General features: G+C 71.3%; 13 protein-coding genes. 4 read left to right on the forward strand and 9 right to left on the reverse strand.

Going from position 1 to position 14,957, the window contains the following annotated elements:
* Positions 1 to 427 precede the first annotated feature (427 nt).
* A complete protein-coding gene (locus tag ACLQ2W_RS25450; RefSeq protein WP_425789271.1) occupies positions 428 to 2,185 on the forward strand; it encodes a hypothetical protein in 1,758 nt (585 codons plus the stop codon).
* Positions 2,186 to 2,488: 303 nt separating this feature from the next.
* Here ACLQ2W_RS25450 and ACLQ2W_RS25455 read toward each other — a convergent pair whose 3' ends face one another.
* Positions 2,489 to 3,370, reverse strand: coding sequence for a LysR family transcriptional regulator (locus ACLQ2W_RS25455; protein WP_425789273.1), 882 nt, complete (start codon positions 3,368 to 3,370; stop codon positions 2,489 to 2,491).
* A gap of 189 nt (positions 3,371 to 3,559) precedes the next feature.
* On the opposite strand from ACLQ2W_RS25455, the gene ACLQ2W_RS25460 reads away from it, so the two are divergent.
* The 3 genes from ACLQ2W_RS25460 (at position 3,560) to ACLQ2W_RS25470 (ending at position 6,293) form a co-directional block, all read left to right on the forward strand.
* The gene (locus tag ACLQ2W_RS25460; RefSeq protein WP_425789275.1) at positions 3,560 to 4,354 is read left to right on the forward strand and encodes a GNAT family N-acetyltransferase; all 795 of its coding nucleotides are present in this window, start codon (positions 3,560 to 3,562) and stop codon (positions 4,352 to 4,354) included.
* Positions 4,355 to 4,605: 251 nt separating this feature from the next.
* Positions 4,606 to 5,547 (forward strand): ATP-binding cassette domain-containing protein, encoded by a 942-nt coding sequence (locus ACLQ2W_RS25465; RefSeq protein WP_425789277.1) that lies wholly within the window; start codon positions 4,606 to 4,608, stop codon positions 5,545 to 5,547.
* A gap of 23 nt (positions 5,548 to 5,570) precedes the next feature.
* Positions 5,571 to 6,293, forward strand: coding sequence for an ABC transporter permease (locus ACLQ2W_RS25470; RefSeq protein WP_425789517.1), 723 nt, complete (start codon positions 5,571 to 5,573; stop codon positions 6,291 to 6,293).
* Between the two features lie 57 nt (positions 6,294 to 6,350).
* On the opposite strand, the gene ACLQ2W_RS25475 is transcribed toward ACLQ2W_RS25470, so the two are convergent.
* The 8 genes from ACLQ2W_RS25475 to ACLQ2W_RS25510 form a co-directional block, all read right to left on the reverse strand.
* Positions 6,351 to 8,183: a VWD domain-containing protein gene (locus ACLQ2W_RS25475; protein ID WP_425789279.1), complete on the reverse strand. Its 1,833-nt coding sequence runs from the start codon at positions 8,181 to 8,183 to the stop codon at positions 6,351 to 6,353.
* 490 nt (positions 8,184 to 8,673) lie between these two features.
* Complete coding sequence (locus ACLQ2W_RS25480) at positions 8,674 to 9,246, reverse strand: hypothetical protein (RefSeq protein ID WP_425789281.1); 573 nt, start codon at positions 9,244 to 9,246, stop codon at positions 8,674 to 8,676.
* A 193-nt stretch (positions 9,247 to 9,439) separates the two neighbouring features.
* Positions 9,440 to 9,802: a SpoIIE family protein phosphatase gene (locus tag ACLQ2W_RS25485; RefSeq protein ID WP_425789283.1), complete on the reverse strand. Its 363-nt coding sequence runs from the start codon at positions 9,800 to 9,802 to the stop codon at positions 9,440 to 9,442.
* A 58-nt stretch (positions 9,803 to 9,860) separates the two neighbouring features.
* Positions 9,861 to 10,886, reverse strand: a complete 1,026-nt coding sequence (locus tag ACLQ2W_RS25490; protein WP_425789285.1) for an SDR family oxidoreductase — start codon at positions 10,884 to 10,886, stop codon at positions 9,861 to 9,863.
* Positions 10,887 to 10,894: 8 nt separating this feature from the next.
* Positions 10,895 to 12,115 carry a beta-ketoacyl-[acyl-carrier-protein] synthase family protein gene (locus ACLQ2W_RS25495; protein WP_425789287.1) on the reverse strand — a complete coding sequence of 407 codons (1,221 nt, stop codon included), beginning with the start codon at positions 12,113 to 12,115 and terminating at the stop codon, positions 10,895 to 10,897.
* Positions 12,112 to 12,363, reverse strand: coding sequence for an acyl carrier protein (locus ACLQ2W_RS25500; protein ID WP_425789289.1), 252 nt, complete (start codon positions 12,361 to 12,363; stop codon positions 12,112 to 12,114). Before ACLQ2W_RS25500 ends, ACLQ2W_RS25495 begins: the two co-directional genes overlap by 4 nt.
* A gap of 13 nt (positions 12,364 to 12,376) precedes the next feature.
* Positions 12,377 to 13,621 carry an aspartate aminotransferase family protein gene (locus tag ACLQ2W_RS25505; protein WP_425789291.1) on the reverse strand — a complete coding sequence of 415 codons (1,245 nt, stop codon included), beginning with the start codon at positions 13,619 to 13,621 and terminating at the stop codon, positions 12,377 to 12,379.
* Positions 13,611 to 14,837: an acyl-CoA dehydrogenase family protein gene (locus ACLQ2W_RS25510; RefSeq protein WP_425789293.1), complete on the reverse strand. Its 1,227-nt coding sequence runs from the start codon at positions 14,835 to 14,837 to the stop codon at positions 13,611 to 13,613. Before ACLQ2W_RS25510 ends, ACLQ2W_RS25505 begins: the two co-directional genes overlap by 11 nt.
* Positions 14,838 to 14,957 lie beyond the last annotated feature (120 nt).

Here is a 14,957-nt window from a genome sequence, read left to right on the forward strand (position 1 = left end):
GGTTTTTATTTTTTTCCCCCCCCCCCCCCCCCCGCGCGCCCGCGGGGGGCGCCCCCCCCCCCCCCCCCCCCCCCCGCCGGTCGGCCGTCGCCGCCCCGGACGCCGATAGGAACGCCCGGCACCCCGGTGCCCGCCGGCCTCGTTCTACTCAGGACGCTCTGCCGCCCGGTGGCCGTGGGCGGGTCGACGACTTCGACGCCGCTGTCCGGAAGGAGACCATCGCGCTGGCGGAACACGGGCGGCCCGAAGCCCTCGACGAGCTGCAGCGCCAATGGCGTGCCAACGGCAGACTCCCAGCCGAACCGGCTGCCGTTCCTTTCTCGCTCGGGGGTCGCAATGGTGACAGGACGTGTTCGGCTGTTCACCTACGCTCTGGTCAATGCCCGCGGTGGAGGTCACAGCGGGGCCGGCAGGAGGAGTGTGGGCAGTGCAGGCAGAGCGTACGGCTGGGCAGTTGCGCTACGACCAGACGGTGACGATCAAGGCGCTGCCGCGGCCGAAGGTGGAGCCGATCCAGCCGACCGACAGCGAGAACCGGGTCTGCGGCGATGACCTGGTCTCGGCGATGGACCGGCAGGTGTACAAGACGCCACTGTTCATGATCGAGACCTGGGCGCGGGGGCAGCAGGAGGCTTTCGGTCAGCAAGGCCCGGCGATCGCGATCGAGAAGTCGTACCGAAAGTGGGAAGGCACCGCGCACCTGGAGATCGAGTCGCCGGCGCTGCTGTCGAACGAGGGCCTGAAGCTGCACTTCAGCGTGACGGGCAACCCGCGGTACATGGCTCAGCCTCACGACCTGGTCCCGATCTACCTGGAGACGCCGACCGCGGACACGAAGAAGCCGGGCGAGCGGCAGTTGTTGGTGGTGGTGATCGAGCCGACGTGGGACTACAACCACTGGGAGATCCGGGTCGAGTACACGCTGCAGCAGTTGGCCACGATTCTCAAGATCAATCCGGGTGGCCCGGTGACCGCTCACACGATCATTCAGCGGTACCGTGAGCTGGGCCTGCGTGCGCAGTGGCTCGGCGTGGCCGACCAGCAGAAGGTCCAGGTCAACGGGGTACGCCACGAGAGCGGCGGGCTGGATCAGAAGGGGGGCTCCGGCAAGCTGCGGCTGGTCCCGTACACCCTGCTGGAGCTGGCCGGCACCGAGAACCGGCGCAACACGTCCTGGAACATGAGCGAGAAGCTCAACACCAGCCGTCCGGTGTTCAACACCTTCCAGGAGATCCTGCAGGGCGGCAAGGAGATGATGACCACCCTGGAGTGCGAGGCGGAGTACAGGCTCGCCCGCGAGGGCGACCTCGACCAGGTCATCGTGGCCATGAACAAGCTGCACGACGACGGCGAGATGCAGAAGCGGCTGGGCATCCTCAAAATGACCGGTGAGCAGAAGGTGTACGAGGACACCTACTTCGACCTGCCCACCCCATACGATCTGCTGGCCAACCGGATCGTGCTGCGCCGACGGCACCGCAGCAGTGACGCCGGGGGCACGTACCTGTTCGCGCTCAAGGGCAAGACGCACCAGGACGGCGAGGGCCGACGGCTGCGCCTGGCGGCGCAGTGCCAGTTGAAGACCACCGCACTGACGACCACGACCGGTCAGGCGCTGCTGCGGCGGCTCCTCACGGACGACTCGGCCGACAACGCGGTGGGCCGTACGATGCTGCACGCGCTGGACCACGTCAAGCCCGTGATCAACCGCCTGAAGCAGGAGGACGTCGTCCCGGCGTTGACGGTCGTGTCGAACCGGGACACGTTCACGATGACGCTGGCCAACGGCACGCAGATCGACTTCAGCGCGGACAAGGCCACCGGCCAGCTCGGCGACGGGCGTTCGGCGACCGTGTACAGCTTCGAGTTCGGGGTGGGCCACCCGGCCCTGACCCAGGCCGCGACGACCGGAGGCCCGACCACCGGAGGGGACGGCGAGACGACCAAGAAGGTCTCGGTCAAAGACAAGATCGGCCAGTTCGAGGGCGCCGCGCCGCAGATCGTACGGCCGTACCACGTGCCCGCCGACCTGGTGAACCCGGCGGTGTTCACGCAGCCCGACTACCAGCAGTTCGTCAACCTGCTGCACGCCGTCGTCACCGACGTGTTCCAGCTCGACATCAGGCGTCTCGAACTGGGCGGCAACAAGGCCCACGACCTTGCGAAACTTCTCGGTCTCATCTGACTCCTGGATCGACACCTCCGTGGACGTGTGACCGGGCGTGCTACCTACAGCCCACCACGAGGCCGCCACGCAGGGTTGACGCTGCCGCGCCTGAGCGGCTGGTGTCGACCTCGTGGCGGCGAGGCGGGTCGGGGTCCTCTCCGGCACTGGACATGTGGGAATCCTGGTTGTGGTGATGGCATGCAGTTCCGGGTGCTGGGTCCGCTGGAATCCTTCGGGACGGGCGACCGCCGGTCCGCGCGTCGCTTCCGGAGTCGCGCGACAGGGCGTCCCGGCCGCGGGCGGAACCGGCGTGCGGACGTTCTACCGAGGTGCCTCGGCGGCGGCCTGGACGAAGGCGCGTACCAGCGGGGTGCTCCCGCTGGTACGCCACACCGGCGCGAAGCGCATCACCGGTGCGTCGGTGATGGGCAGGAAGACGATGTCGTCCCGCTGCCGGGTGGACGCCACATCCGATCCGATCGGTGACACGATGCTGCCGCCGGCGATCGCCCGGAAGGCTTCCTCCAGCGTGAGGATGCCCAGTCCGCGCCGGACGGGTCGGCCGGTAGGTGTGGTGGACGGGGTGTGCGCCTCCCAGATGTAGTCCGGGATGGGTCCTTCGGGGTAGACGACCGGATGGTCGCCGAGATCCTCCAGTTCGGCCCGGCCCCGTTCGGCCAACGGGTGGCCGGCGGCGACCGCCAGGACCAGTTCCTCGCGGTGTACGACCGGCCCGACCGTGAGGTCGGGCTCGCGGACGGGTAGCCAGAGGATCCCGATGTCGACCGCGCCGGACCGCAGTGGTCCCAGCGGGTCGATCGGCAGGATTTCGCGTAGGCGCAGCTCACTCTGCGGGTGCCGCTGTCGGAACAGGTCGAGGATCGCCTCGATCGACTGGTAGTGGGTGGCCATCGTGCCGACCGTCAGCGTGCCGGTCTGGCCGCGGGCGGTTGCGGTGGCCTCCTCGATACCCGCGAGGATCTCGCCGTAGCCGGCGCGGAGGCGGTCGCGTAGCCGCTCCCCGAGCGGCGTGAGTCGGACGGCGCGGCTCGTGCGCTCGAACAGTCCGCCACCGATCCGGCGTTCCTGCTGTTTGATCGATTGGCTGACCCGTGACTGGGACACGTGCAGGCGCTCAGCCGTGCGACCGAAGTGAAGCTCTTCGGTCAGCGTCAGGAAGATCTCGATGTCACGCAGTTCCACCAGCCGGCCCCACCTTCGATCATCGCGGCCCCGGTTCGGCAGTGTAGGTGCACGACCGTCTCCGGTTGCGCGAGCGTGACCTGCGGCACGGGCCGTCGCGGCACCCGCTTCCGATCGATTACCGGTGGCTAATGCGGCGGTGCGATCTTCGGCGTTGTTCGGCGGGGGCGGCCGGACGATGGTGGACGCATGAGCGAACGCCTGATCGACGTCGTGGCGGAGCCGGGCCGTCCCGGGATCTCCCGCTGGCGTGCGGTGACGCCCTCCGGCGTGGTGGCCGGGGTCGTCGACCTGCGTCCGGTCCTGCCGTTCGACGACGAGTCGCCGGTGGCGGTGCGGGCGGGCGGCCTCGGGCTGGACCTGCACGTGGAGCCGCGATGGCGCCGACGAGGCATCGGTTCGACGCTGCTGACCGCGGTCGTGGAGAATGCGGTGGGACTTCGGCTGGTCGGGGACGTCGCCGCGGGTTCGGCCGGGGAGTCGTTCTGTCTGCGTCATGGCTTCCGGCGCGTCGGATCCTGGGGCCGTGACCTGCTCCCGTGCTGCGATGTCCACCGCGCCTGGCTGGGAGAGCTGGTCGACGTCGAGCATCCCAGGTACCGGCTGCGCCACTGGACCGGCGACCTGCGCGGCGCGGCCGGGGTCGAGCACCTGCTGCGACGCCCGAGCCACCCCGGTGAGGCGGTGGTAAGCGCCGCGGAGACGGACGGCGGCGTGGTCGCGTACGCGCTGGCGACGACGGGCTCGCCGCTGCGGCGCCGTGCCCGCCAGTACGGGCCGGTCGTGCTGGTCGGGCATCGCGGGCGGCGGCTGGGCGTCTGGGTCAACGCCGCGCTGATCCAGCGACTGTGTGACATCCACCCGCATGTCGAGGAGATTGAGACCCGAACCGCCGACGGTGACCTCGGCACGCTCGCCCTGCGTCGGCACCTGGGCTTCCACCCGGTCGGGCGCAGCGTCCGCTACGAACTCGCCCTGCCGTAACCGCCTTATCCGACCCGTACCCGACGGTACGGACGGCTGCGGCGTGCCACCGAAGAGAGGTTTGTCATGAAAGGTCCGGTCGACCAGCGAAAGTACGTCGGCTCCGCCGGAGACCGGGGTCCTCCGGATGATCACCACCGCCGTCCGGTTCCACTCACCTCAATGTTCAAGGAGTTCCCTGCTGTGTTTGCCAAACCTCCTGCTGCCGTCGCGGTGCGCGACGGTGCTGCGGCCCCCTCAGAGGTGATCCCGTGACACTCCCGGCGATATCGGTCTCGGGCCTGCGCAAGGCGTACAAGGACAAGGTCGTCCTCGACGGCGTCGACTTCGAGGTCCGGGCGGGAACGGTGTTCTCCCTGCTCGGACCCAACGGCGCGGGTAAGACGACGACGGTGAACGTGCTGACCACCCTGGCCGGCGCCGACGCCGGCACGGTTCGGGTGGCCGGCCACGACCTGGCCACCGACGCCAAGGGGGTCCGCGCGGCCATCGGCGTCACCGGCCAGTTCGCGGCCGTCGACGACCTGCTGACGGGCCGGGAGAACCTCCGGCTGATGGTGGACCTCAACCGGAGCGCCGTCGGTGACGGCGAGCGGATCGTCACGGACCTGCTGGACCGTTTCGAGCTGACCGCGGCGGCGGACAAGCTGGCCTCCACCTATTCGGGGGGCATGCGCCGCAAGCTCGATCTGGCGATGACGCTGGTCGGCAACCCGAAGATCATTTTCCTCGACGAGCCGACGACCGGGCTGGACCCGCGCAGCCGTCGCACCATGTGGTCGATCGTGCGTGACCTGGTCGCCGCCGGCGTGACCGTCTTCCTCACCACGCAGTACCTGGAGGAGGCCGACCAGTTGGCCGACCACGTGGCGGTGCTCGACCGGGGCCGCCTGGTCGCTCAGGGCACCCCGGAGGAGCTCAAACGCCTCATCCCCGGCACCTACGTACGACTGCGGTTCGCCACCGTAGCCGAACTCGACGCCGCCACGTGGCTCTTTCCCGGGGCGACCCGCGACGACGACGCGCTGGCCCTGCGGGTACCCGCCGACGGCGGCACGAAATCGCTGCGGGCACTTCTGGACCGGCTCGACGAGCACTCCCTCAGCGCCGAGGAGTGCTCGGTGCACACCCCGGACCTCGACGAGGTCTTCCTCGCCCTCACGGGCCACACCACGGAGGTGGACGCGAGGTGAGTGCCACGTCGCATTCGCTGGTCATGCTGCGTCGCAACGTCAAACACCTGATCCGCAACCCGACGTCGGTGTTCAACGCCGTCCTGATGCCGATCATCATCATGCTGATGTTCGTCTACATGTTCGGCGGCGCCTTCGACGTCGGCGTCGACTACATCGACTACGCGACGCCTGGCCTGATCCTGCTGGCGGTCTGCTACGGGCTGGGCGGTACCGCGACGGCGGTGAACTCCGACATGACCAAGGGCATCATCAACCGGTTCAAGGCTATGGACGTGTCCCGCGGTGCGGTGCTGACCGGCCACGTCGTCGCCAGCGTGCTGACCAACATGATCGCCATCGCGGCGCTCGTCGCGGTGGCCCTTCTGCTGGGCTTCGACCCGACGGCGAACGTGACCGACTGGCTCGCGGTGGGTGGCGTCGCGCTGCTGCTGGCGATCGCGGCCGGCTGGTTCACCGTCGCGCTGGGCCTGTTCGCGAAGTCGCCGGAGACGGCGGGTATGGCCGCCGTCCCACTGGTCATGCTGCCGTTCTTCAGCAGCGCCATCGTGCCGGCCGACAAGATGGGCCCGGGCCTGCGGCAGTTCGCCGAGTACCAACCCTTCACACCGATCATCGAAACCATCCGCGGACTGCTCGACAGCTCGCCCGACATCACCGACGCGGCGATCGCCGTCTCCTGGTGCGTGGCGATCGCGATCGTCGGCTACCTGTGGGCGCGCTCCAGCTTCATGAAGCGCGCATAGGAACGACAGCCCCGCCGGGGGCGGCCCGCGACCAGCGGGCCGCCCCCGGCGTCGCCGCTACCGGTTGCCGTTGACGACCGGAGGGACCAGGCCGACGTACGTCAGCGCGGCCCGGCCGCCGACCACCGCGACGTCCAGCGTGCAGGCGTCGAGCCACTCCTGGCGGACCCGGTACTGCAGGCAGGTGGCCTCCGCCCGCTTGCGGAGGTCCTCGTTGAGGTCGCGGGCGAAGAACGGCGCGGACGGGTTGCCCGAAGCGACCGCGCCGCAGGATGCCAGCAGGGTCCGGGTCGGAGTGACCCGCCAACTGGCGCCGAAGCGCTGGTAGAGGTCGTCGAAGGTGAGCGGGACGGCGAACTGGGTGCCGTCCTTGGCGGCGAGGCGCTTCGGGTCGCCGTCAGGGTTGCCGAGCAGGCCGACCACCGGGGTCGGATAGGTACCGAGGCCGACGGACACGTCGATGTAGCCGCTGTTGACCGTCACCCGGATGCTGTTGCCGCCGGCGTCCGTCACCACGTAGACGTTGCCGATCCGGTGGATGTCCACGCCGGATGGCAGATGCAGGGCGCCGTCGGACGGAAGGTCCCTGGTCCGGCCGTCCACCACGAGGCTCTTGCCGTCGCACAGGGCCACCTTGGTGCTGCCCATCCGCGCGGCGACCGAGCGGTCGACCGAGGCGTTGGGCCAGGTCGGTGCGCCGGACGCCTTGCGGGTCTGCACCTCGAAGCCGCTGCCGGCCTGCGCCTCGACGAAGTCGCCGGAGGCCTGGAAGTCGTACAGCAGGCCGGCGAACGTGTGCTGGTGGGTGTCGCCGATGACGGAGGCCGCCGCGCAGTTGGTCGCCGCGCCGCCGGCGGTGTTCTCCACGAAGACGACCGCCGGGCCGGGCGCGGTGGCGGCCGGCGCGGGTGAGCCGAAGTTGAGGTTGTTGGTCTCGCCGGTGAAGCCCTGGGCCGCGCAGATGGGCGCCGCCGTGCCCCCGTAGGTGATTCTCGTGCGGACGTTGAGCGACGCGCCAGCGTTGAAGGTGGCCGCGCCTCCGCCGTCGCTGTTGCCGCCGTAGCCGAACACGTTGAACTCCGACGTGGTCCAGCCGGCCGCCGCGTTGACCGAGTTGGAGCCCGCCGCGGTGTATGCGGTCGAGCCGACGAACAGGGTGGCGCTGTCACTGGTCGCGCTGACCGTGCCGGTCAGCCGCAGCGCGCCCAGGTTGGTGATCGGCTGATTGGGTACGGCGGTCGCGCCAGGGCTGTTGCGGTAGCAGTAGATGTCCGGGTCGCCGGTGAACGAGAACTGGGTCCAGCCGCCGGCCGGGCAGGCCGCGTTGTACTGCAGCAGCCAGTACTGGATGAACACCTGGCCGCTGGAGCCGTTGTTGGCGTAGACGAACTGCTCCCAGCCCCGGCACCCGAGGTTGGGTGATCCGGCACAGGCCGTGCTGGTGAAGAAGTCGGTGTTGATCTGGAGGGTGTAGGCGTCGGCGACGGGCGGCCCGGCGTTGGCGATGGGCGAGCTCTCGCTCGTCACGTTCACGATGTTCTCGAACGTGCCGGACGACTCGGAGATGAATCCACTCGGCGCCTGGGCGGAGATGTCGTTGCCGTTGCCCACCACCAGCGGGCGGATGCTGCGCCTGGGGGTCATGGGGATCGCCGGCGCGGCGACGCAGTCGGACTTCTGCCAGGCCAGTCGGGGGTAGCCGGCGGTGAAGCAGCCCTTCGCCGACGGGTGCGGGACGTTCGTGATCTCCGCCTGCCACGCCCTGAGGTTCGTGGCGGAGGGCGCCGCGTACGCAGTGGCGGCGGAACCGCCCACCGCGACCAGCAACGCCAGCGTCGATACGCAGGTCAACCTGCGGGTCGCCCCGCGTGTTCGCGCGAAAAGCCCCATCGCCGATCCCTTCGCCAGCCGGCAGTGACATCACCGGACGCGAATAGGCAACCATTGATGGGCGCCTGGATACGCGTAATGACGATGTTGTGACAGGCGGGAAGTGTGCACTCTGGTGATCGCGCCGGACGCGGTCGCCTGACTGCCGGTCACCGGTACACGCGCACGTGGTCGACGAGCATCCGCGCCGGGAACGGCGTCGACGCGTCCGGCGGGCCGGGCCAGTCGCCGCGGGGGCGAGCGTCACCGCCGGGAAGCGCGCCGGCACGCGGGGCAGGACGAGTCGGCCCTCCGTCCGGGCCAGCGCATCGAGCGACGGCCGATGTCCAGCACTGCGTCTAACGTGCGGACCAGGCCGTCCGGATCCGCCTCGTCCACCCGGTAGCCGGCCCGTTCCAGGGCTGCGCCTGGTCGCCGGGCGCGGCGTCCTCCTCGTGGAGCATCGACGCGCGGTGACCGTGAACTCACCGCGACCGATGTGTCCACGGCCTCACGGCGCGGCGGTCACCGGCGGTGGCTCCTGGCCGCGGACGGCAAGGACCTGACCGCCGTACTCCTCCTTGGTCGCCTCGAACGCGTCGCGGAAGGCACGGAACCGCCGCGTCAACTCGGGGGCGGGAAGCGGCCCGTCCGACTCGCTGTGGAACACGCGCAGCGTCTTCTGCAGCCGGACCGCCTCCTGGTGCCCGAGCAGCGACTGCTCCCAGTCCCGCAGAAGCTGCTGCCCGAGCTGCCCGGCGGCGGCCACGAACCCGAGCACCGCCGGCACCCAGGTCGGTGCCGCGACCGCGAGCGCCAACGGGACCGCCAGCGCTGACAGCCCGGACGTGAACGCCAGGCACCGGTGCCGGATCGCCCGGACACGGGCCGTGCGCACGACCCACGCGATGTGACCCTGCGCCCAGTCCAGGTAGTCGCGTTCGGCGCGGCTCAGCTCTACCGGCGGCTCGTAGCGCCGGAACGCGCGCGGATCGGGGCGGCTTTCCTCGGTCAGCAGGGTGCGGACCACGGTCAGGACCGCCGCCAGGGTCAGCAGCGGCACGGCCCGCCTCGGTCGCGGCATGCGTACCTCCAGACATTCCACCCTGCAAGGTAGGACACGCGCGCCATCGACCCACCTCCCACCAGGACGAGTTCCTCTACCTGTGGTGCGCCGCGTCGGCTGGCGCGGCCACCGAGCTGGTCGCGGCGAACGCGCGCTTCGTGTTTAGCGGCGGCGGGGTGTCGAGGGGAACCGGTGCTTCCGGCGACAGTGGTCAGGAGGTTCCAACGGCTGACGAGCCCAGGCGGGCGAGCAGGAGCGCGGCGTCGTCGTACCCGTCGTGGCGCTGCACGCGACGCAGGAGGTGGTCGGCGAGGGCACCGGGGACGGTGGCTGTCGCGTCGGTGAGCGTAGCGAGGCCGACGTCGATGTCCCGGGTGCGGTCCTCCATCAGGCCGTCGGTCTGGAGGGCCAGCACGCTGCCGGTCTCGATGGGCAGGACGGTCTGTTGCTGCGCGATGCCCGCGCCGAGGCGCGCGCCTACGGGCCCGTCGAGAATGTGGGCCGTGGCCCAGGGGCCGCATGTGGCCGCCAGGTAGCAGGCGAGACCACGCCGGGTGGGCAGGTGGATGCCCACGAGGTCGGCCAGATCCGGGACGACCGCCGCCGGCCCGGTTCCGCTGGGGCCGGGCGGGTTACGGGGCCATGAGCCAGCCCTCGGTGGGATGGCCCGCGCGGCGGGGCACCTGGTCCGCCCACCAACGGGTGGACGCGCGCACCACCTGGGCGGGGTCCGCCACCGGGAAGGTGGGCTCGAACGGTCGGCGCATCGCGGTGTACGCCTCGAACTGTTCGAGCAGGTCGGTGGCGCGCATCTGCATGGGGGAGAGGTGCTCGCGTACCAGCGGGAGATGCAGGCGTTTCCAGCGGTCCGGCGCGACGATCGGGGGGAAAGGCACCGGGTCGCGTCCGCGCCGGCGCCGCCACTCGTTGATCTCGTCGAGGAAGGCCGACAGGAACGCGCCCATGGTCAGGCAGTCCCTCCCGGCGGCGATCACCTCGGTCCGCCCGCCGCCGGGCCGGAGGCAGCACGTCCCGAGCGCCGCGGCCACCTCGTCGACCGGAGCCACCTCGACATATCCGTCGCCGGTGCCGACGACGGCCGGTGCCAGGCCCGACACGAGGGCCTGGAAGAGCGTGTACGGGCCGGTGAACGCCGAGATCATCCCGGTGGACCGTCGACCCAGGATCAGCGGTGGTCGGACGATCACGCAGTCTCCGACGGTCGAGTCGGTGACGATCCGCTCCCCGACGGCCTTGGACCACTCGTAGCCGTTGCGGAAGCCGTCGTACTCGGGTCGCCCCGGCGCGTCGGTGGGTCCGGGTCCGTCGGCGTAGGCGGTCGACACGTGCACGAACCGGGTCCGGCCGGTGGCCAGGGCCAGGGCCGCGCGCAGGGTGTCGATGTTCGCGCGGGTGGCCTCGGCGCGGTCCATGGTCCAGCGGGTGGACGCCGCGGTGTGCACGATGACGTCCCACGGGCCGCGTAGTCGCGCGGGTGGGTCCTCCGCACCCATCACCCAGCCGACGGTCGGCGGTCCGCCGTCGGGTTCCGGGCGGCGGCGCACCGTGCGCACCACGTCGAACCGCGGGTCCCGGGCAAGTAGCCGGGCCGTCTCACTGCCGACGATGCCCGCCGCTCCCGTCACCAGGATGCGCATCGATGTTCCTATCGCTCGGGGGAGAGGACGAGGGAGCTGTTGTGCCCGCCGAAGCCGTAGGAGTGGCTGAGCACCGGCGTCGGGTCGATCCGGCGGGTCGTTCCGGCGACGACGTCGATGTCGACATCGGGCTGTCGCAGGTTGCCCACCGGAAAGACCGTGCCCAGCCGGGCACACTCGAAGGCGACGATCGCCTCCATCGCCCCGGCCGCGCCGAAGAGGTGCCCGGTGACGCCCTTGCAGGTGGTGACCGGCGGGCAGGCGTCACCGAAGACTGTGCGGTAGGAGCGGGCCTCCGCGGCGTCGCCGGCCCGGGTGCCCGTGCCGTGTCCGTTGATGTGCCCGATCTCGGCGGGGTTCAGCTTCGCGTCGAGCAGGGCCGACTCGATCGCCTGGGCACCGCCCGCGCCGCTCGCGTCGGGAGCCAGCGGATGGTGGGCGTCGGAGGTGGTGCCGTACCCCAGGATCCGGCCGAGGACGGTGGCGCCCCGCGCCCGGGCACGGGTCTCCTCCTCCAGGACGAGGAACGCGGCCCCCTCGGCGAGGACGAGGCCGCTGCGGTCGGCGTCGAAGGGCCGGCAGGCCCGGCCGGGGTCGTCGGAGGCGGTGGCCATGACACCCAGTCGCGCCATCCCGGTCATGATGTGGGGGGTGACCGGCGCGTCCGTTCCGCCGGCCACAGCCACGTCGAGCTCGCCGTACTGGACCTTGCGGAACGCCTCGCCGATGGCGGTCGTGCCGCTGGCGCAGGCGGCGGCGTACGTCGTGGCGGAGCCGTGCGCGCCCAGCGTGAGGGCAAGGGCGGCGGCCGGGGAGTTGGGCATGGCCAGTGGCACCAGGAGGGCGGTGGTGCCGGTCGGGTCGCCCGCGGCCTCCCGCACGGCGAACTCCATCGGCGGCGCGCCCCCGCTGCCCACTCCCACGGCGACGCCGGCGCCGCGCAGGAGCGGGTCACCGCTGAGGCCGCTGTGGCTGACGGCGGCCAGCGCCGCGGTCACCGCCATTTCGGCGGAACGGCTGTAGTACTTGCGCCGCCGGTCGGTCAGCCCCGGCGCCGCGGCGAAGTCCGCCACGGTGGCGGCGAAGGGCACGGCGACGTTGTCGGCGACCAACTCGGGCACGACCGCGGCGACACCCCGGGCCCGGTCGAGTGCGGACAGGACGTCGCCCACCGTGTTTCCGATCGGCGTGACCAGACCGAAGCCGGTCACCACCACCGACCGGGTCACGATCGACCTTCCCGCAGGTGTTCCGTCAGCACCCGGACGAAGTCGTCGACGGAGACGATGTCGCGCAGGGTCTGCACCGGCAGCCGCCGCCCGAGCGACCGTTCGAGCCGGACACCCATCTCGGTCAGTTCCAGGCTGTCGACCTTGTAGGTCCGCACGAACGGCTCGTCGCCGGCGAGTTCGGTCGGGTCGATGCCGAGTACGGCGGCCACCTCGTGACGGACGATGCTGTCGATGGACGGTGACATGATGCGCGGCCTCCTATGTCTCGACGTCCCGCACCGCGCGGTCGAGCGCGGCGGAGATGAGGTGGTGGGCGGTGTCGATGTCGTCGAGGCCGGCGACCAGCGGCGGCATGAGTCGCAGGCACTCCGGTCGGCCCAGGCACGGCGAGACCAACAGCCCTTCCTGGGCGAGGTTCACCAGCACCTCGCCACCCAGGTGCGGGGTGGCGAACTCGATCGCCCACAGCAGCCCCCGCCCGCGCACCTGGCGGACCGCGTCCGGATGTCGGCCGCGTAGGGCGGTCAGGTGCCCGGCCAGCCGCTCGGCCAGGTCGACGGCGTGGCCGGCCAGCCGCTCGACCTCGTCCAGGGCGGCCACCAGGGCGGCGCATCCCAGGGGGTAGGCGCTGAACGTGGCCGTGTGCTTGTACGGGTCGGCCAGCAGCGGCCGGTAGAGGGCGTCGGTGCAGACGACAGCGGAGACCGGTACCACCCCGCCGCCGAGTCCCTTGCCGAACAGCACCGCGTCGACGGGCAGCTCGTCCGCGACGGCGACTGACGGCGCGAGGCAGCGGCGCAGCCCGCACTGGATCTCGTCGGAGATGGCGAAGGCGCCGGCGTCGTGCGCGGCGCCGCACCACTCGGCCAGCACGTCGCGATGCAGGGGGACGACGCCGCCCTCGCCCTGGACCGGCTCGAAGATCACCGCCGCGACGTCCCCGGCGCGTAGCCTGACCCGCAACGCGGCGGTGTCGGCCACGTCGAGGTGCTCGACGTGGCCCAGCAGCGCGTGCAGCCCCGCCCGGAACAGCGGCGTCGAGGTGGCCGACAGGGCGCCCAGCGTCTTGCCGTGGTAGCCGCCGCGGACCGCCAGCACGGTGGGGCGCCCGGTGGCCAGGCGGGCGAGTTTGAGTGCGGCCTCGACCGCGTCGCTGCCGTTGGCGCCGAGGTAGACCCGGGTGAGGCCGGCGCCGAGATAGGTGCCCAACCGGGTGGCGGCCGTGGCCGTGGCCGGGTTGGCCAGGGTCCGGGTGCTGACCGGCTGCTGGCCGAGTTGGCGGGTCACGGCCGCCAGCACCGCCGGGTTGCGGTGCCCCAGCAGGGCCACGCCGTACGAGCCGAAGTCCAACAGGGATCGGCCGTCGGAGGTCCGGACGCGGCATCCCGCCGCGGACTCCTCGACCGCCCCCTGACCGATCACCTTGCCGGTGAGCGCGGCGGCCGGGGTGAGGTGCCGGCGGACGGCGCCGAAGGTGTCCGCCGCCACCGGGTCACGGCGCATCGCGCACCTGCCCGGCCGCGCGCACCGGGGTGTCCGAGAGGTCCAGGCCCCCGTCGATGCCCAGGTGTCGTCGTCCCAGGTACTGCCGGACGGCCGCCCGGGTCGGCGGGTGGTACCGGCTGGCCTGGGCGTCGCGCCACAGTCGGGACAGCCGAGCACGCCGGCCGTACGACTGCCCGCCGCACACCTCGCCGAACGTGGCGACCGCCTCGGTGACGACGTCCACGGCCTCGCTCTTGAGCGCGAGCGCGAAGGGCAGCAACGCGGTGGCGTCGCGGCCGGCGTCCATCTGGGTGGCCAGGGCGAGGCACGACGCCTCCAGGGTCAGCAGCCGGCTGAGCGCGCCGCCGGCAACTCCCTGGTAGGTGGGAAGTTGCGCGCGGGACCCGCCGGTGTGCACGACCCGGCCGCGGTGCAGCATCTCACCGGCGGTATCGGCCGCCGCCTTCGCCACCCCGAGGTAGACGGCGGTGGCGGTGAGGCAGAACCAGACGAGCCCGGCGTCGATCGTGACGTCCTCGACGCCCGCCCGTCCTTCGGTGAAGACCAGGTCCTTGGGCAGGTGTACGTCGTCGAAGACGACGGTGTGTGACCCCGACGCCCGCATGCCCATCGCGTCCCAGGTGCGGTCGACGGTGATGCCGGGGGCGTGCCCGGGGAGCAGGCCGATGACGAGGTCGCCGTCGGCGCTCTGCGCCTGGGTGCAGTACAGGTCGGCGACGCCCGCGAGTGAGCAGGGTGTCTTGCGCCCCTTCACCGTCCAGCCGTCGGCGTGTCGAACCGCCGTCATGCCGGCCCGCGACACGCTGCCGGCCAGCCCGGGTTCGGCGAACGCCGAGGCCACCAGTCTGCCCTGGGACGCGATCGCCTCCAGCAGGAACCAGGAGGTGTCGGTGTTCCGCCGCCACTCCTCGACCATGATCCCGACGGAGAACACGTGCATGTTCACCGCGATGGCCAGACCGGGGTCGGCGCTGCCGAGAAGGCGCTGGGTGGCGCAGCACTCGACCAGCCCGGCCCCACGGCCCTCCATCTCCACCGGCACGGCCAGCCCGGGCCACCCGCATTCCCGGAGCGCGGCGAGGCTGTCGAGATTCAGCTCCCCGTCGTCGTCGGCCCGCGCGGCGCGACTCGCGATGTCGTCGAGCGTGCCGGCCGGCAGGAGCGCACTCACGTCCGGCCACAGGTAGTCGTAGTTCATTAGGGTATCGCTCACCCGGAACCCCTCCGATGATCACGCCTGCTCCATCGGAATATAGGGCAGCGGGCCATCGGCATTGCTGAATGTTTTTCAGCAATGCGTGTCGGCGGCGGTGTTACCGTCCAACCGATCACG

The sequence above is a fragment of the Micromonospora sp. DT227 genome (assembly GCF_049841835.1).
Classification (GTDB): Bacteria; Actinomycetota; Actinomycetes; order Mycobacteriales; family Micromonosporaceae; genus Micromonospora.